Consider the following 18,049-nt stretch of genomic DNA (forward strand, 5'->3'; position numbering starts at 1 on the left):
GATGATTATCTGTCGGGCGCCGGCCACAGGAGTTGAATAATGAAAGTTTTATCAATGCTTGGCGCCGCGGTGGTTACCGGTGCGATTGCGGCGATGAGCGCGCTGCCGGCGCCGGCAGTCGCGAAAGAAAAGGCTGACAAGCCGTTTGCCAGCCTGGGCGAAATGCCGGTTCCGTTTGAAGACCTGTTCCGCCCGGTGGCCTACACCAATATCCGTATTTCCCCGGACGGCAAATATTTCGCCGCTGGCCGTATGCGCGAAGATGGCATGACCGATGGCCTGATCATCGACCGTCGTACCATGGAAATTAAATCCACCCTGCAGATGTCTGGCGACGTTGGTGTCAGTGATATCCGCTGGGCCAACAAAGAGCGCGTACTGTTCAGCTTCACCATGAAATCTGCGGTCGCGGAAGACGCGAGCACTTCGCAGATTGCCGGCATGAACGTCGATGGCTCGCGCAAGGAAATCGTGTACACCGGCACCAGCGATTACGGTGGCGGTGAAGGCGCGGTACTGGCCGGCAAGATCGATGACAAGCACTACCGCATCGAGGTGTACCCGTCCGGCAGCAGTTTGAACTTCCCGCTGAAATATATTTACAAGCTGAATATCTACACTGGCAAGACTACCCGTATCGCCCGTTCCCCGATCCGTATGGGTCGCCCGGTGATGGACAAGAACGGTGAAATCACCCACTGGGTAGGCAAGCTTCCGGACGACTTTGATGCGACCGTTGTTGCCACCAAAAATGCCGGCGGCGATTGGGACGAAACCGTATTCCACAATAAGGACGGTTTCTTCGAGCCTATGGGCTGGACCAAAGACGAAGACTGGATGTGGTACACCGATACGATCGAGGCACCCACCAAAGGTCTGTACCGCTACAACGTGAAAACCGGTGAGAAGAAGCTGGTTTACCGTCACCCGAAAGTGGACTACGACCGCATCTTCAACGATGACGACGGCAACCCCTGGGGTGCACTGGTCAACTACGACTACCCGGTTGTTGTGTACATCGACGAAGATAACCACTATGCCAAGACACACAAGCGCCTGCAGGGAACCTTCCCCAACAAGCACATTCAGATCCTCAACCGTACCAGCGACGGCAATGAGTGGGTGGTGCACGTGGGTGACGACCGTGCGCCGGGCAAATACTACGTGTACAACCAGTTTGACGGCGCGCTGAAGTTCCTCGCCAACCAGGCGGACTGGATCGACCCGGCCAAGATTCCGGCTACCCACCCGGTGCGTTTCAATGCCCGTGACGGCCTGGAAATCAACGGTTACCTCACCCTGCCGGTGAACAAGGAAGCCAAGAACCTGCCGCTGATCATCCTGCCGCACGGCGGCCCGCATGGCCCGCGTGACTACTGGGGCTACAACAAGGAGCGCATTATCTTTGCCAACGCCGGCTACGCGGTGATGCATGTGAATTACCGCGGTTCCGGTGGCTACGGCCGCGATTTCCTGTTCGACTGGTACGGTCACTGGGGCATGGAAATGCAGGACGACCTGACTGACGCCACCCACTGGGCGATTCAGTCCGGTATTGCTGACGCAGACCGTATCTGTATCTACGGTGCTTCCTACGGCGGCTACGCCGCCATGCAGGGCGTCACCAAAGAACCAGACCTGTACCAGTGTGGTATCGGTTACGTCGGTGTGTACGACATGGAGATCTTCAGTACCCACGGTGATATCCGCCTGCGCAAGGCCGGCCGCAAGTACCTGGCGGAAGCCACCGGTACCGATCCGGAAGTGCACCGCCAGCGCTCCCCGGCGCGCAACGCCGAGCGCATCAAGGCACCGGTATTCCTGGTGCAGGGCGCCCGTGACGTACGCGTACCCATCGAACACTACTGGGCCATGCGCGATGCGCTGGAGAAGCAGGATCACGCGCTGGAAACCCTGGTTGCACCGCGGGCGTTCCACGGTGCGCGCGAGAAGGACAGCCAGCAAGAAATCTACTGCCGCATGATCGACTTCTTTAACCGTCACATCGGCGATGGCAAGCCCACCGATGCGCCGGCCAATGACTGTGTACCGGAAGGTGCCCACGGTCTCGAATACAAATACTACGAGGGGGTGAAACGTGGTTAAGCAACTGTTCGCAGCCGTTTCCCTGCTGGTGGCCAGCCAGGCATTCAGCCTGGACTGGCAGCGCCCGGACTGCTCCGGTTTTGACAGCTTCAGTGAATGCCGCAATGCCGAGCGCAACGGCTATCGCCAGCAGAAGCAGCAGGAGTTTCGCGAGAAGGGCCTGTCGTTCTGGTACTACGAGCGCCCGGATTTTTCCGACAACAAAAAAATCGAAAAAGCACTCAAGGACAAGGTCGAAGGTGCATTGTTTTTTTCGTTCAACGTTGAGCGGGATGGCAGTGTCTCCAGCGTTGTCCTGAAAGAAAAAACCAATGAAGAGGTGCAGGTGTTTGCAGCCCCGATTCTGGCTGCGATGAAAAACTGGCAGTTTGTGCCCTCGGAACAATCCTGGCCGAACCAGGAGTGGCGCTTTCAGTTTTACTATGAAGCTGAGCAGTGCGAAGAAGGCAAAGATGACGAAGATAAAAAGGCGTGTATGAGCGAGGAGCAATCCGCGAGCTGACACGCGATAAAGATTTCCTCTGGATCGGGAAAGCCCAACGGCGGCTCGCCGCCGATACCCCCCAGAAAAGCCCGGCATGGATGCCGGGCTTTTTTGTATCTGCGCCACGGCGCATCTGCTGCGTCAAACCAATATCTGGCTCAGCGCGCACTGCGATCATTAAAAAACCCGGCGAGTGCCGGGTTTTTTAATGGCGTGCCACCGCGTATATCAGGACGGCAGGCGGTGCAGTGCACAGATTTTGTTGCCGGAGGGGTCACGCAGGTAGGCAAGATAGAGCTTCATGCCGGAACCCTCGCGGGTACCGGGCGCGTCTTCGCAGCTGGTGCCGCCATTGGCTACGCCTGCCGCGTGCCATTCGTCGCCCTGCTCAGGGCTGGCGACGGTAAACCCGATGGTGCTGCCGTTACCGCAGGAAGCCGGATTTCCGTCGATGGGTTTAGTGAGTGCGAACACGCCGCCGTCGGTGAAGTAGAAGCAGCGACCCTTTTCATCAATGACACCGGGCTTGTAGCCGAGGACGCCCAGGATGGCATCGTAAAAGGTTTTGGATTCCTGAATATCGTTTGCGCCGAGCATTACGTGGCTGAACATCGTGATTCCTTCGAACTTTTGTGTTTTCGCGGCGAAAACGCGCCGCGGGTCGGAAGAGCATGCTAGGCCATAACGAGGATGCTGTGTACCGCTTTTACCGCAAAATGAGCGCGATGCTGTATGACCCCACGGGCACAGCCAGCCCCCCGTCGACGTTTCATCCCAGTTCGCCGTTCAGCACCTGCTTGTATACCCGGCCGGCCTCGGAACCGAATTCCTGAGCGTGCGGGTTCATGTAGCCGCACATCATGAACGCCAGGTGACGCTCTTTCTTGATATTCCAGAGGTCGGCCATCCAGTTCCACACTACGCCCTCAACCAGCGAATAGGCCTCGTAGCGGTCATTGTCGTCGTGGGCCAGCTGCCCATAGACGGAAACAAAATTCAGCCACTCCTGAAACTCTATGGATCCCGCCTGCAGCTGCTTGGAGGCTTGCCGGCGATGGATGGAGCGCGCGTGATAGCGAAGTCGGGTTAACGCGTCCTCGCCGGGTACTGGTGCTGCCATGCTGTTGCCGGACGCATCGGTCACTGACTGCTCGATGGCGGCGATGGCCGCGTCCGGGTTGCGGCAGTGCAATGTCTGCGCACGCGCTTTCCAGGTGGCGACCTTATCTTGTGTCAGCCATTCTTGCGCGTGCAGGCGGTCGGTATCGAGCGGCTTACCTGCAAGTGCGGCCTCTACGAGCGCCAGTTTCAAGTTGGCAGGATCTTCCGCGGCCGCGCTGCTATCTTCAGTCGCCTGGTCGAACGGAAGCTGTGACAACCAGCGTGGGCAGCCACATTCCAGCCACAAAAAGAAATAGCTGAATGGGTCGACCGACCTTGTCTTCATGCGCCGGTGGTAACAGAGCTCAATCAGCGAGGCCAGCGGCAGACGCCATTTGCTCCGCCATTTGTTACTTAGTGCCGCCACTTTTTTCCAGTCCTGTTCGCCCAGTGCCTGGGCCAGGATGCGCGCGAAACAAAAACGAATCATCGGCAGGGGAACGCATTCCTTGCGCAGGAAAAACAGGATTTCCAGTTGCTGCTCGAGTTCGTCGGGTGCACTGTCTGTATTCAGTGCCGCATGGAGCAACATATCACCACTGGTGATTCTGCCTTTTTTACGATCAATCTTTTTGCGCAGCCAGGCGAGGGTTTTCTGTCGCGCCTCGGGTGAAATCCGGCGTTTCCTGAGAAGTGCCCGGTAGCCATTGAATGCCGCACCTGCGCGTACCGCATGCCCATTGACTTTCAATATGAAAAAACTGAAGTAATAGCTCGGAATGACCCAGCCGGCGGCGATGGGAACGCGTATCCAGATTGACGGGAACAGCAGGAGTATCCCGGCGATCAGCAGGGCGACGCTGGCAGGGCTGTCGTAGGGCGCAAAAACGAAGTACGCGATGATTGCTGCGGCCCAGATAAGGACAACGAGTAGCCGAACCGGAGAGGCGACCTTGCGGCCATGATGTCCGCTGTTGTTGTAGGCCCTTAACGCAAAGAACAGAACCCAGAACAGGATGAATAAAATGTGCATCAGGCCACCCCGAAATACGCGCGCCACTGTGCGGCTGTGACTTGCGGTTTTTCCTGTTCCTCGCCGGGTAATGTCGGAGGCACATACCAGAATTCCGCCAACAGCCTTCGCTCAGGATCAATCAATACTGCCTGAGCTTCCCGGATGAGAAACTCGTCCCGTTCGAATGCGCCTGCGGGCGTGGTGAATTCGCCGGCCCCGGCCATTTGCAAGGCCAGCTTCCCGGTCAGCTCGCGCGCTGCGCGGTTTACGTCATTCAGGCTTGCGGATGGCGTAAGTTCCAATACCCAGAATGGCCAGGCGGAGAGCACCGGATTTTTAGAAAACGCCGGAATCATGGGTATCCTCGGCCGCGAGAACCACATCTGGAAGCAGTGCCCACAGCGACTGCGTAATGCCCCTGAGCTGCTCTGCTTTTCCCTGCTCAAGCAGGCTGTGCCCCTGGTCAACAAGCCGTTTGGCCCGCTTCATATCCCGCGCTTCGTGCACACGCGATGCGGCGTGATGGAATTGCTCAGACCAGAAATCCGGGCTCTTGCGGTAGGCGGCCTGGTTGATCCGCTCCAGTTGTTCAATGATTCTCTCCAGCTCGGTCACGCGCCCCGCTTCCAGTGCAGTGGCCATTTTCTTCTCGAGGTTGGCGAGTAACTGCTTGTCCGTTTCGCTGCCCCACTGTACGACGCAGTATTGCGCATTCAGGTACTCGGTTTCGCACTGGTCGCGCAGCTCGTTGATTTGTCCGCGCTGGGTGAGCTCCTCTACCTCGGCTTCGACTTCCAGCAGGTTGCGGTATAGCCGTTGCCGGCTATCTTCGTCTTCCATTGCGCCGGCCAGCTGGGTGCCGATTTCGCCCAGCTGTTGCTGCTGGCGTTCCAGGAGCCGCACCATGCTTTCACTGCGCTCGCGGAATGCATCCTGCTGTAATACGGCGACCCGCTGCTGCAGTGACTGCCACATGGCGCGCATGGCATGTGGATCGGCACTCGGGATGATGAGCTCGGCAACGCCGGATATGAGCAGGTTCTGGTCCGGCACTGAAGCCTGGGACTGCATGTTGCCGCCGCGATCCACCTCCAGGGAGATTTCTACCTTAGTGCCCGCGTACAGCGGCTTTTTCAGGTCTTTGGCCCGGATAACCAGATTGCCCACCCGCCGGCAGTAGCGGGCTTTGGCGCGCTCGCCCTGAACGATGGGGATATTGAGTTCCGCCTGCGTGCCGGGCATCAATGTATCGATCGTGGATTGGGTAAACGTACGTCGCGCCGGCAGTGGCGTGCCGCGCTCGAGAAAGGTTTTGACATAGCCATTGGCGAGCGCCACGCCGATGGAGCGCGACAGCGGCGGGTCGGAAAGGGTTAGCCCATGCATGATGGAAATTTTTTCCGGATGCGCGGGTACCCGCTGGCCCTGGGTGTCGAAGCAGCGCAGTTCAAACTGCGTGGCCCTGGTGGGCTGAATGCTGACGGAGGTCAGGAACGTATTTTCCTGGTTCAGGGCAATTTTTTCACCCTCCCAGCCGTCGCGAACAAACTGGATATGGGAAGGTGTGCTGCCACCGGCGCTGACCAGCCGCCCCATCACCGTGGGATCCAGTTCTGAGCAGACATTCGGGTACTGCAGCCAGAATTTGCAGCCGCTGGCGGTCTGCGGGTCGGCGCGTTCCTGTTCGCTGCCGAGGCCAATCGACACTGCGTACAGCGCTGCGCCTTCGGCCACCAGCGTCATGGGATTGCGGTCGGCGGCCGCCAGTGGTGCCAGCTCTGCGGTAATGCGGTCGCGGATTACCGGCATATTGGCCGGCCCACCCACAAGTACTGTGCGATCCAGACCGCCGTGTTCCATGCCGTGTTCTGCCAGCAGGCGCCGGCAGATTTCCAGTGCGCGGTTGAGGATCGGCTCGCACAGCAGTTCCAATTCCGCACGGGTCAGCGGCAGTTCGTCGACGATCTCCCGGCCGTCCAGCTCCAGGTCAATTTCCACCGTGGTCGAAGACTGGGTCGAGAGACGGATTTTGGCCTGTTCGACCTCGCTGTATAACTTTGCGGTCAGCGCTTTGTGCGCGGGGCTGTTCAGCGGGATGTGGATTTGATGCGCAACCTCGAGTTGGCGCACGGCCCACTCCGCGAGCAGGCGATCAATGTCGCGGCCGCCGAGAAAGTTGTCACCGTCGTGGCCGATCACTCGCAATAGGCCATCCCTCGCTTCCACCAGCGACGCATCGAAGGTGCCGCCGCCGAGGTCAAACACCAGCCAGGATTGGCCGACGGCGTCTTCAGTCCAACCGGCGGCAAACGCGGAGGCTACCGGCTCGGGCAGCAGCTCGACATTTTGCAGGCCGGCGAGATGTGCGGCCTCTGAGGTTGCCTTGCTCTGGGGGAGTTCAAATAGCGCGGGTACGGTAATGACGGCCTGGCTCGGGCGCACGCCCGCAGCGGCCTCGGTATCATCAAGCAGTGCCTTCAGTACTTCGGCGGAAAGCTGTTCTGGAGACCACTGCTTGCCGTGGCTGTCCGGGGCGGTGCGATTTCCGGTACCCATGAGGCGTTTGAATTCCCGGTGGGTATTTGCCGCGTCGCTGTCCAGGAACTTGCGGGCGCGGTCGCCGACCATGACAGTGTCGCCGGTGATGCGCACGATAGAGGGTGTGTTTTCCTGCCCGCGTTTGTTGGGTACCACCGCAACCTGTTCACCATCGAAAATCGCCGCCGCCGAGTTGGTGGTGCCCAGATCTATCCCCAGATACAGCTTGGTCATCCTGTTCCCTTTGGAATTATTTTTCTCGATTTTGGATTCTATAGGAATGGCAGTCCGCGATTCCAGAGCGAATCTTTGTGTTGCGGTATTCCAATTTAAGGCGGGAAGGCGGGTGGAGGCCGGCAGGAGCAAGTCAAGCCTGCCGAAGTGATGCAGGGCTCGTCGGCGCGCGTTGTGCTGATTTCATATTACGCAGGCGTGTCAGGTTGGACTCGCGGGTGTGTGGAGCGCCGGGTGGGATGAGCCGCGAGGATGAAGGCTAGAGCCCGGGGCCGTGTGCGGACCCCGGGACAGCAAAAAATCAGTGCTTCGGTTTCTCCGGCCGGTACACACCGACGTTGCGGTAACCTTCATCCAACAGATGTGACGCGTGCAGCTGGCTCATCACCCCGCGGTCGCAGTACAGCAGGTAGTGCTTGTCCTTATCCAGCTTGTGGAATGCAGTGCTCAGGCGGTAGAAGGGAATGGTTTCCACTTCGGTACCGTCGAGTTCCAGCGGGTTTACCTCTTCTTCTGTGGGGTGGCGGATGTCGATCACGGTGGCGCTGCCCGGTGCAGTGACAATCTCTACCGGCGGTGCATCTTCGCGCAGATCCTGCATGACTTCGTCGATATTCTGCATCACGCGGTTGCTGACAGCGCGATCGAGCACGCTGAAATCGAAGCGGGTTTCCTCGTGCAGCACTTTTTCCATCTTCGCGCGGGTGGTGGGTTTTACTGAAATCACACCGCAGTACTCCGGCATGTTTGCGGCAAATTCTTCAGTACCGATTTCCCGGGCGGTGCGAATGATGTCGGTTTTGTCGGAGGCGATCAGCGGGCGCAATACCAGGGTATCGGTGACACTGTCGATGACGGCAAGGTTCTTCAGTGTCTGGCTGGATACCTGGGCAATGGCTTCACCGGTAACCACGGCGTCCACTTCAAGCTCCTTGGCGATCACGGAGGCGGCGCGCAGCATCATGCGCTTGAGGGTAACCCCCATGTAGGAGTCGTCGACATTCTCGAGGATTTCCGCCACCACTTCGTCAAACGGTACCGTGACGAAACGCACCCGGTGCGACGCGGCGTATTTTTCCCACAGGTAGAAGGCCACCTCTTTTACGCCGAGCTCGTGCTGGCGGCCACCGAGGTTGAAAAACAGGTAGTGGGTACGGATGCCGCGCTTGATTGTCAGGTAGCTGGCGACGGTGGAGTCGAAGCCACCGGAGACCAGTGACAGGACCGGATCCTGGGTGCCGAGCGGGAAGCCGCCGAGACCCTGGTGCAGCTGCTCGATGATGTTCAGCTTGTCGTGGCGGATTTCCAGCTTCACCGTGATATCGGGGTTTTTCAGCTTTACGCCCGCGGCTTCGGTATTCTGGTTCAGGCCGCCGCCGACGTATTGCTCCACGTCCAGCGACTGGAAGTCGTGTTTACCGGTGCGCTTGGCGCGCACACAGAAGGTTTTGCCGGCGAGCTTGTCGCCCCAGGCGGCCAGGGTCTTCTGGTAGATATCGTCGAGGTCACCCAGCGGGAACTGCTGCACCCGGGCGAAGTTGGCAATACCGGGAGTGTGCGACAGCACTTCTTCGATGCGATCCGATAGGTGGGATACGGCGTCTGGTGCGATCACGTCAATCTTTTCCCAGTCCTTGCGCACCTGAATGCGGTCATCCAGCTGGCGCAGCAGCTTGCGCAGGTTGTCTGCGAGCTGGCGCGACATGCGCTTGCGCACCGGGTTGCTCTTGATAGTGATCTCTGGGAAAAACTTGACGACAAAGTGCATAGGGAGTGTGCCGAATACCGCGAGTGAAGTTGCCGGGGCTGCGGGGCGCCATGGCCCAGTTATAGGCTGGGAGCCGCAGACCCTGTAAAAGGTGGCGAATTATAAACTCGCCGGGGGGATTTTGCTTGTCGCACCAATATGGTGCTTTGCGGCGGGCATGGGTTTCATTTTGGTGCATGTTTGCTTGTGGTCGCGTCAATTTTGAGATTAAGCTGCCCCTTCGGCTATTGATTTATCGGCTCTGCGTCGGCGAGCGGCTGTTTTGGCGGCCTTGCCCCAATTTGGCACACTCCTTGCTTATTCAGTTGCCACAAGTACAGCGAATTGGCGCGACACATAACTTTTAATTCTTGGAGGACTGCAATGTCAGCGAAAACGCTCGGGCTCATTAAAGAGAGCGAAGCAAAATGGGTAGACCTGCGCTTCACCGATACCAAAGGTAAGGAACAACACGTTTCCATTCCGTCTAAGGAAGTTGGCAGCGAGTTCTTCGAAGAAGGCAAGATGTTCGATGGTTCTTCCATCGCTGGCTGGAAGGGCATCAACGAATCCGACATGATCCTGATGCCGGACGACGAGACCGCATTCCTGGATCCGTTCACCGACGAAGCGACCGTCATCATTCGCTGTAACATCGTTGACCCGATCACCGGTCAGGGTTACGAGCGCGACCCGCGCTCCATCGCACTGCGCGCCGAAGAGTACCTGAAGTCCACCGGTCTGGGTGACACTGTACTGATGGGTCCGGAGCCCGAGTTCTTCGTATTCGACGACATCACCTGGGGTGCCGAAATGGGTGGCGCCTTCTACAAGATCAACTCCCAGGAAGCGGCCTGGTCTTCTGGCGCCAGCTACGCCGAAGGCAACATGGGTCACCGCCCGGGCGTGAAAGGCGGCTACTTCCCGGTTCCGCCGGTCGACTCCCTGCACGACATTCGTGCGGCCATGTGTTCCGCGATGGAATCCATGGGTCTGGAGATTGAAGTGCACCACCACGAAGTGGGTACTGCTGGCCAGTGTGAAATCGGCGTTGGCGCCAACACCCTGACCAAGAAAGCGGACGAAGTTCAGATCCTGAAGTACGCGGTGCACAACGTAGCGCACGCTTACGGCAAGACTGCGACCTTCATGCCGAAGCCGCTGGTAGGCGACAACGGTTCTGGTATGCACGTGCACCAGTCCTTCAGCAAGGACGGTGTTAACCAGTTCGCTGGTGACGCTTACGCTGGCCTGTCTGAAACTGCCCTGTACTACATCGGCGGTATCATCAAGCACGCGCGTGCCCTGAACGCCATCTGTAACCCGGGCACCAACTCCTACAAGCGTCTGGTACCTGGCTTCGAAGCCCCGGTAATCCTGGCCTACTCCGCGCGCAACCGCTCTGCGTCTATCCGCATTCCGTTCGTGCCGAGCCCGAAAGGCAAGCGTATCGAGACCCGCTTCCCGGATCCGATCGCCAACCCTTACCTGGCCTTCGCTGCCCTGCTGATGGCAGGCCTCGACGGCGTGAAGAACAAAATTCACCCTGGCGACCCGGCGGACAAAGATCTGTACGATCTGGAGCCGGAAGAGCTGGCCGAGTACCCGACCGTTGCTTCCAGCCTGGAACAGGCTCTGGACGCACTGGATCAGGATCGTGCCTTCCTGACCGAAGGTGGTGTATTCACTGATGACGCCATCGACGCCTTCATCGCCCTGAAGCGTGAAGAAGTACAGCGTGTGAACATGACCACTCACCCGGTCGAGTTCGAAATGTACTACTCCTGCTGATCACTTTTCAGCAGTTATGGCCCTCGCCTTGCGCAGGGGCCCGCAAAAACCCGCGCCATCAGGTGCGGGTTTTTTTTATGTGGGTACACTAGCCTTTAACTGAATAGTCAGGGAAAAGAAGCACCATGAAGAACAATGTGAAGCGCCTTCTGGGCTCTGTTCTGGCGGTGGTTGTGGCCGTGCCTGTGATGGCTGCGGCGGACACGGCGAAGGGGCAGGATGTCAAACCGGTGACCTCAGCGGGAAGCACGGTGTACAAGGTGGTAGGCCCCGACGGAAAAGTCACCTTCAGCGATACGCCGCCGCCGGGTCAAAAGGCGGAGAAGGTCAGGATTGGGCCTACCAACGTGCAGCCGATTACGCTGCCGCGCCCTTTGCCCACAAGGAAACTGTCGCCCAAGTCCGACGAAGATGCCGGATATGATGACCTGGGGCCGGTTAATTTCGCCATTGTCAGCCCCGCCAATGATGCCACCATCCCGCCAGGGCAGCGGTATATCCTGTTGCAGGTGGCGATGGATCCTGTGCCCAGGGGCGGTTACGAGTTCTTTGCGGTGATCGACGGCCAGCGCTGGTCCGGCACCTCCAGCGGCACCAGTCTCGACATCTCCGCGCTGGAGCGGGGTACCCACACCATCCAGGCAGTATTGCTCGGGGTCAATGGTGAGCCGCTGGCGGAATCCCAGCCGATCCAGGTGCATGTGAAAAGACCGGGCGGGCAAGTGCCGGACTTCCCGGCCAAGCAGGCACCCAAGGCGCCCCAGATGCCTCAGGCTCCGGGCGTGGTTCCGCCAGGGCGACCCCAGCCACGCCGTTAATCCGCTTCCAGTTTGATCCCCAGTTTGGTGCGTGCCCACGCTGTCGGTTGCGCACCAAATATCCCCCGCGACTTCCCGCTCTGTACATCGACTGTCGGCAGTTGCAAATTGCAGCTGGTTAAATAATGCCCTATGCACCATAATGGTGCGCTAGTTTGACCGCTTCGCTGGGCATGCCCCGCAAGTGCCACCGCCCTTCGCTTTCTGCGCCATTTTGGTTTGCTTCTTGCACTGCCATTAGGCAACAGAACCGTACAGAGAACCGGAATACCGCATGCTCAATGATCGTCAGTTACGGCTACTGCTGGATAACCTCACTTCGGCCGTGCTGGTACTCGATGAAAACCTTTCGATTTGCTACCTGAACTCCGCAGCCGAGGATCTGGTGGCCGCCTCCAGTGCACGCGCCGTGGGCCAGCCACTGGCAGACGTGGTGCGCGAGTCCCTGTCTGCCGACCAGGCGTTGCGCAGTGCACTGGCCACCGGGCAGAAATACACCATGCGGCGGGCGCTGTGGATCCTGCACAACCTCGAAGAGTGCACGGTGGACTATTCGGTGACCCCACTCTCCGAGCTGGGCCTGCTGTTGCTCGAGGTGCAGTCCATGGATCGCCTGCTGCGGATTGCCCGCGAAGACGCCCTGCTCTCCGCCCAGGAAACCACCCGCAATCTGGTGCGGGGGATGGCCCACGAAGTCAAGAATCCGCTCGGCGGAATACGCGGAGCGGCACAGTTGCTGCAAAGGGAATTGAAAGATCTCGAGATGGGTGTCTATCCCGACGAGGGCCTGGCGGAATATACCCAGATCATCATTGAGGAAGCGGATCGCCTGCGTAACCTCGTGGATCGCATGCTGGGACCGCGCAAGCCTCTCGCATTGCGGCCGGTAAATGTACACGCGATTACCGAGCGCGTGGCGCAGCTGATCGAAGCCGAGTGCGATGGCGCTCTGCAGATCCAGCGCGATTACGACCCGTCGATCCCGGATATTCCCGCGGACAGCGAGCAGCTGATACAGGCGGTACTGAACATCGCTCGCAATGCCATGCAGGCCATCGATGAGAGTATCGGCCTCGCAGAGGGAAGCATTTCAGTGCGCACCCGGGTACAGCGCCAGTTCACCATCGGCCGGCGTCAGTGCCCGCTGGTATGCCGTATCGATATTGTCGACAACGGCCCGGGGATACCGGAAGACATTCGCGAGCGGATCTTCTACCCGATGATCTCCGGGCGCGCAGAGGGATCGGGGCTGGGGCTGTCGATCTCCCAGCACATCATCAATCAGCACCGGGGGCTGATCAAATGTGAAAGCCGGCCCGGTCAGACGGAGTTCCAGATTTATTTGCCGCTGTTGACGGACTAGCAGCCCATAAAAGACTTATTAAAAGAACGCAGACCGGAAAACTATTATGAACAATCGCGTTTGGATTATTGATGACGACCGCTCTATCCGTTGGGTACTGGAACGCGCACTCAGCCGCGCGGGCATAGATACCACCTGCTACGAAAACGGTGACCGAGCCCTCGATGACTTCTACAGCGAACAGCCGGATGTAGTCATCAGCGATATCCGCATGCCGGGATCCGACGGCTTTAAGTTATTGCAGCGCTTCCAGGCGGAGCGCCCCGCGCTGCCCATCATTATCATGACCGCGCACTCGGATCTCGATAGTGCGGTGGCCGCCTATCAGGGCGGTGCCTTCGAATACCTGCCGAAACCTTTCGATGTCGATGAAGCCGTGGCGGTAACGCGACGCGCGCTGGCACATGCCAATGAGCAGCAAATCGAAGAGCCGGTAACGATTGATAACGGCACCAGCTCGAAAGAAATCATTGGTGAAGCGCCGGCAATGCAGGAGGTGTTTCGCGCGATTGGCCGCCTGTCCCATTCCAATATCACGGTGTTGATCAATGGCGAATCGGGCACCGGTAAGGAGCTGGTGGCGCAGGCGCTGCACAATCACAGCCCGCGCAAGAGCCAGCCTTTTATCGCGCTGAACATGGCGGCCATCCCGAAAGACCTGATGGAGTCGGAGCTGTTTGGCCATGAGAAAGGTGCGTTTACCGGCGCCAGCGCCCAGCGCGCCGGACGCTTTGAGCAGGCCAATGGCGGCACCCTGTTTCTCGACGAAATTGGCGATATGCCGGCAGAGACGCAAACCCGTCTGCTGCGTGTGCTGGCTGACGGGGAATTTTACCGGGTGGGCGGGCACACGCCGGTTAAAGTGGACGTCCGCATCATCGCCGCCACGCACCAGAACCTGGAAAAGCTGGTGCAGGAACACAAGTTCCGGGAAGACCTTTTCCACCGCCTCAATGTCATCCGCATCCATATTCCCCGTCTCTCAGATCGCCGGGAAGACATCCCGCGCCTGGTGCGCCACTTCTTCAATAGTGCGGCGAAAGACCTGGGGGTAGAGCCCAAAATCCTGCTCAAGGAGACCGAAGAATACCTCGCCAATCTCGACTGGCCGGGTAACGTGCGCCAGCTGGAGAATACCTGCCGCTGGATTACTGTCATGGCTTCTGGCCGTGAGGTGCATGTGGATGACCTGCCCCCGGAACTCCACCAGCAGAGCGCCACCAGCGATGCGCCGCAGGACTGGCAGAAAGCCCTGCGTTTGTGGGCTGACCAGGCGCTCGCCACCGGCCGCCGGGAGATCCTCAGCGAGGCAGTGCCCGCCTTTGAGCGCGCACTGATCGAGATTGCTCTCAAGCACACTGCCGGGCGCAAGCGCGATGCCGCCGAGCTGCTGGGGTGGGGGCGGAACACGCTGACCCGCAAACTCAAAGAGCTGGGCATGAGTGGTGGGGAAGACTGATCACAGATCTTTCCCGTGCAATGATCGATGTAAAACGGGCGGCCATGGCCGCCCGTTTTTTATTTCTACACTGAAGATCTGCCGTGGCCTCAGCGGAGAATTACTTTCCACCGGGAAACTGACCGGCATCGCTGGAACCCGGTACGCTGCTTTGGTCTAATGCGCGGCCGTTTCATCTTTTAGTCACCGTTATCACGGAAATCGTCTTATGAGTAACCTGCCCAGTTGCCCACAGTGTGCATCCGAATACACGTATGAAGATCGCGACCTGTTTATCTGTCCCGAGTGTGGACACGAATGGTCCCAAAGTGCCAGTGAAGAAAATGAAGGCGGCTTGAACGTAAGCGATGCCAATGGCAACCGCCTGCAGGACGGGGATACGGTTACCGTCATCAAGGACCTGAAAGTTAAGGGTTCGTCGCTGGTGGTCAAGGTCGGCACCAAGGTGAAGAATATCCGCCTGGTGGATTCCGACCACAACATCGACTGCAAGATCGATGGGATCGGGCCGATGAAGCTGAAGTCCGAGTTCGTGAAGAAAGCCTGAGCCGGGCTCTCCCCAAAGTCTCCGCCTAGCGGGTTGTCGTGCTTGTCAGCCATATCAACCTGAGACCTCTCTGATTCAGTAAGGCAGTCGAAGAAATCTGAACCAAACTTGGAGTAGGTTTCTGCCCGGGTATTGCGGAATAGATGAAGATACTGGATGCGTGGCTTCCCCTGCCACTGGCCGGGGTTTATTTCGGCTGTTTCCTGCTGGTGATGGTGGCGCTGGCGTTTGGTTACGCGGCTGGCCGTCGTTTCACCAGGCGCCACGAAACGCTGCAGGATGCGTCCCTTGGCAGTGCCGTCGCCGCGACACTGGGGCTGCTCGCGTTTATGCTGGCCTTTACGTTCAACATGACCGCGGATCGCTTCAGTCAGCGCAAGGCACTGTTGATGGAGGATGTAAACGCGATTGGGACGACATATCTGCGCGCTGATTTCCTGAGTGAGGAAGGGCGTGGTGAGGCGCGTACACTTTTGCGTGAGTACGCCGCCCTGCGCAGTTTTTCTCCAAACAAATTCGGAGAGGAAGAATTTGCGCAGGCCAATAGACGCACCGAGGAAATCCAGAAAATGCTCTGGGCGCTGGTCGATCGCCACCTGCAGCAGAACTTTGACCCCACGCGGCTGCGGGCTTTTTATGAGCCCCTCAACCAAATGATCGATTTGCATGCCCTGCGGATACAGGTGGGGATGGTGCATAAAATACCCACGGCGATCTGGGTCGCGCTCTATGCGATCACTGCGTTCGCGATGTTCGGTATGGGTATGCAACTGGGGGTAAGCGGCAGTGCGTCGCCCCTCGCTGCTGTGGCCCTGGCCTTGTCGTTTTCGCTAGTGATTGTCTTGATTGCCGACCTCGATCGCAGCTATGAGGGCTGGCTGCTGGTGGATCAGGGCCCAATGAAAGCGTTGGCTGAATCGCTCAAGCGCGGAGCGGAAATACCCTGAAGAGAAAGCCCGCGCTACAGCAATCAATGTCCCGGCGGGGATTTGGTAATGGTCAGTACGATCTCGCCCACGCGGAAGCCCCATTTGCGCAGTTCGGACTCTCCGATCAGCACATTGTCTGTGGTCAGGTACATGCGGTCATCGACGGTCAGCTCGATTGTCGAATCTTTATAGGGCACGTCAAGCACATAGCGCATAAACGCCGCGTTACCCCGCACCCGAAGCTCCGCGGTACCGATGACGTCTTCTGCCGTGGCGTAAAAGACACGGGTGCCGCTGGCATCTTCCTGAGGTGTCAGCTGCCAGTTGCGGTACTGGATTTCACCGTCATCGAATTCAAAACGCTCTTTCAGTAAACCGCGACTGCCCTGCCAGCTGGCCTCAATCGTGGCATTAAACGTGCGTGTCACCTCGCCGCTGCGGTTCTTCACGATGCCGTGGGCCTGCAGCGATCCCTGAAAAAACTTCTCGGGAATGAACGCCGGGCTGCGACCATCGTAGTGTTCCAGGCCGGGAGCGCTGCAGCCGACACCCGTAAAAATGAACAAAAAAAAACAACCGCGAATTAAACCTTTCATGCGTTTTTCCCCATAACCTTCAGAAACCAGTGGTGTTTATACGGTGGATAACTGGGGCTGGATGACCGGGGAAAAATTGGCAGATCGGGAATGAGGCCTGCGGGAGTTGCCTACCGCTTCAGCCGCCAGATACGCGATCCGGCAGCTGAGGCAAAACTGCTTGGCTGTTGAACGAGTATTACTCCCGGGGCGCAGCCAGATCCTGTTCGCCATCCTTCTCAACGTCCTCGGCTCCCTCAAGTGGGGACGATTCCCTCGGCGGGATCAGCGGTTGTCCATTGCTGATGAACTCGCGCATGAATATTTCCCAAAAAGCCATAAACAGCGCGGCCAGCAAAGGGCCGATGGCGAAACCACTGATGCCGAACATGATCAGCCCGCCTACAGTAGAAAATAGCACGATATAGTCCGGTAACTTGGTGTCGCGCCCCACCAGGATCGGGCGCAGTAGGTTGTCCACCAGGCTGATGACCGCGACGCCGTACACCATCAACACCGTTGCCTTGACGGAATCACCGGTTGCATACAGATAAATTCCCGCCGGGAACCAGATCAATGCCGCGCCCACCGCAGGTAGCAATGACAGCATGGTCATGACCACGCCCCACAATAGGGGGGCGGGCAGGCCGAGGGCCCAGAAAATCAGGCCGCCCAGCGCGCCCTGGGTAACAGCCACAACCAGGTTGCCCTTGATGGTGGCCCGGGTTACCTCGGCAAATTTTGCCAGCAGCAGTTTTTCCCGCTCGTCGCCCAGTGGCAGTGCGCGAATCAGCAGTGCCACCAGCGAGTTGCCGTCGCGGATCAGGAAAAACGTCAGGTACAGCATGAGGCCGAGGCTGACGAAGAAGTTGAGGGTGTTTTGCCCGAGCGCGAGCGCATTTTTGGCGAGGAAGCTGCCGGCGGTCATCAGCCCACCCAACAGGCGCTCCTTGGCGCCGCTCAGGTCGATACCCATGCGTTCGAGAAAGGCATTGACGCCGGGAAAGGCAGCGCGAACCTGCTCGACCTTTTCCCCCAGGTTGATTTCCCCGGACTGCACGCGCTGGTAAAGGTTGGCCCCTTCACTGACAAACGAACTTGCCACCAGTAATACCGGAATCACCACCACCACAATGCACAGGAGCAGGGTCAGGAGCGCAGTGAGGTTAGGCCATTTGGGGAAGCGGTGCAGAAAATGGCGATACACCGGGTGAAAGATCAGCGCGGTCGCACAGGCCCAGAAAATAGGCGTGAAAAATGGCTTGAGCAGAAACGCGAAGGCCAGTGACACCGCCAGTAAAGCGTAAATAAAAGAGCGTCGTTCGAGTTTTTCCTGCACCCG

At 58.6% G+C, this 18,049-nt stretch carries 15 protein-coding genes; 8 read left to right on the forward strand and 7 right to left on the reverse strand.

The window, feature by feature from the left end; translation table 11 throughout:
- Positions 1-39 precede the first annotated feature (39 nt).
- Together ACNKU7_RS00330 and ACNKU7_RS00335 are read left to right on the forward strand one after the other, a co-directional pair.
- Complete coding sequence (locus ACNKU7_RS00330) at positions 40-2,106, forward strand: alpha/beta hydrolase family protein (RefSeq protein ID WP_418294956.1); 2,067 nt, start codon at positions 40-42, stop codon at positions 2,104-2,106.
- Positions 2,099-2,608 (forward strand): energy transducer TonB, encoded by a 510-nt coding sequence (locus tag ACNKU7_RS00335; RefSeq protein ID WP_418294957.1) that lies wholly within the window; start codon positions 2,099-2,101, stop codon positions 2,606-2,608. The genes ACNKU7_RS00330 and ACNKU7_RS00335 overlap by 8 nt, the downstream gene beginning before the upstream one ends.
- Before the next feature lie 210 nt (positions 2,609-2,818).
- Here the strand turns inward: ACNKU7_RS00335 and ACNKU7_RS00340 are convergent, their stop codons facing one another.
- The 5 genes from ACNKU7_RS00340 to thiI form a co-directional block, all read right to left on the reverse strand.
- Positions 2,819-3,202: a VOC family protein gene (locus ACNKU7_RS00340; RefSeq protein WP_418294958.1), complete on the reverse strand. Its 384-nt coding sequence runs from the start codon at positions 3,200-3,202 to the stop codon at positions 2,819-2,821.
- Positions 3,203-3,359: 157 nt separating this feature from the next.
- Positions 3,360-4,724 carry a hypothetical protein gene (locus ACNKU7_RS00345; RefSeq protein ID WP_418294959.1) on the reverse strand — a complete coding sequence of 455 codons (1,365 nt, stop codon included), beginning with the start codon at positions 4,722-4,724 and terminating at the stop codon, positions 3,360-3,362.
- On the reverse strand, positions 4,724-5,062 hold the full coding sequence (locus tag ACNKU7_RS00350; RefSeq protein WP_418294960.1) for a hypothetical protein: 339 nt from the start codon (positions 5,060-5,062) through the stop codon (positions 4,724-4,726). Before ACNKU7_RS00350 ends, ACNKU7_RS00345 begins: the two co-directional genes overlap by 1 nt.
- Positions 5,043-7,478, reverse strand: coding sequence for an Hsp70 family protein (locus tag ACNKU7_RS00355; RefSeq protein ID WP_418294961.1), 2,436 nt, complete (start codon positions 7,476-7,478; stop codon positions 5,043-5,045). Before ACNKU7_RS00355 ends, ACNKU7_RS00350 begins: the two co-directional genes overlap by 20 nt.
- A gap of 301 nt (positions 7,479-7,779) precedes the next feature.
- Positions 7,780-9,246 carry a tRNA uracil 4-sulfurtransferase ThiI gene (gene thiI, locus ACNKU7_RS00360; protein ID WP_418294962.1) on the reverse strand — a complete coding sequence of 489 codons (1,467 nt, stop codon included), beginning with the start codon at positions 9,244-9,246 and terminating at the stop codon, positions 7,780-7,782.
- Between the two features lie 363 nt (positions 9,247-9,609).
- Here thiI and glnA point away from each other — a divergent pair, with 363 nt between their 5' ends.
- The 6 genes from glnA (at position 9,610) to ACNKU7_RS00390 (ending at position 16,150) form a co-directional block, all read left to right on the forward strand.
- Positions 9,610-11,016, forward strand: coding sequence for a glutamate--ammonia ligase (glnA, locus tag ACNKU7_RS00365; RefSeq protein WP_418294963.1), 1,407 nt, complete (start codon positions 9,610-9,612; stop codon positions 11,014-11,016).
- A gap of 125 nt (positions 11,017-11,141) precedes the next feature.
- On the forward strand, positions 11,142-11,834 hold the full coding sequence (locus tag ACNKU7_RS00370; RefSeq protein ID WP_418294964.1) for a DUF4124 domain-containing protein: 693 nt from the start codon (positions 11,142-11,144) through the stop codon (positions 11,832-11,834).
- Positions 11,835-12,108: 274 nt separating this feature from the next.
- Positions 12,109-13,197: a nitrogen regulation protein NR(II) gene (gene glnL / locus ACNKU7_RS00375; RefSeq protein ID WP_418294965.1), complete on the forward strand. Its 1,089-nt coding sequence runs from the start codon at positions 12,109-12,111 to the stop codon at positions 13,195-13,197.
- A gap of 46 nt (positions 13,198-13,243) precedes the next feature.
- Complete coding sequence (glnG, locus tag ACNKU7_RS00380) at positions 13,244-14,656, forward strand: nitrogen regulation protein NR(I) (protein ID WP_418294966.1); 1,413 nt, start codon at positions 13,244-13,246, stop codon at positions 14,654-14,656.
- 208 nt (positions 14,657-14,864) lie between these two features.
- The gene (locus ACNKU7_RS00385) at positions 14,865-15,203 is read left to right on the forward strand and encodes a zinc ribbon domain-containing protein YjdM (RefSeq protein ID WP_418294967.1); all 339 of its coding nucleotides are present in this window, start codon (positions 14,865-14,867) and stop codon (positions 15,201-15,203) included.
- A gap of 143 nt (positions 15,204-15,346) precedes the next feature.
- Positions 15,347-16,150 (forward strand): bestrophin-like domain, encoded by an 804-nt coding sequence (locus ACNKU7_RS00390; RefSeq protein ID WP_418294968.1) that lies wholly within the window; start codon positions 15,347-15,349, stop codon positions 16,148-16,150.
- A 23-nt stretch (positions 16,151-16,173) separates the two neighbouring features.
- Here the strand turns inward: ACNKU7_RS00390 and ACNKU7_RS00395 are convergent, their stop codons facing one another.
- Together ACNKU7_RS00395 and ACNKU7_RS00400 are read right to left on the reverse strand one after the other, a co-directional pair.
- Positions 16,174-16,728 (reverse strand): DUF3833 domain-containing protein, encoded by a 555-nt coding sequence (locus tag ACNKU7_RS00395; RefSeq protein ID WP_418294969.1) that lies wholly within the window; start codon positions 16,726-16,728, stop codon positions 16,174-16,176.
- Positions 16,729-16,906: 178 nt separating this feature from the next.
- Positions 16,907-18,046: an AI-2E family transporter gene (locus ACNKU7_RS00400; RefSeq protein ID WP_418294970.1), complete on the reverse strand. Its 1,140-nt coding sequence runs from the start codon at positions 18,044-18,046 to the stop codon at positions 16,907-16,909.
- Between the last annotated feature and the right edge of the window lie 3 nt (positions 18,047-18,049).

This window comes from Microbulbifer weihaiensis (assembly GCF_048323715.1).
Taxonomy (GTDB): Bacteria; Pseudomonadota; Gammaproteobacteria; order Pseudomonadales; family Cellvibrionaceae; genus Microbulbifer.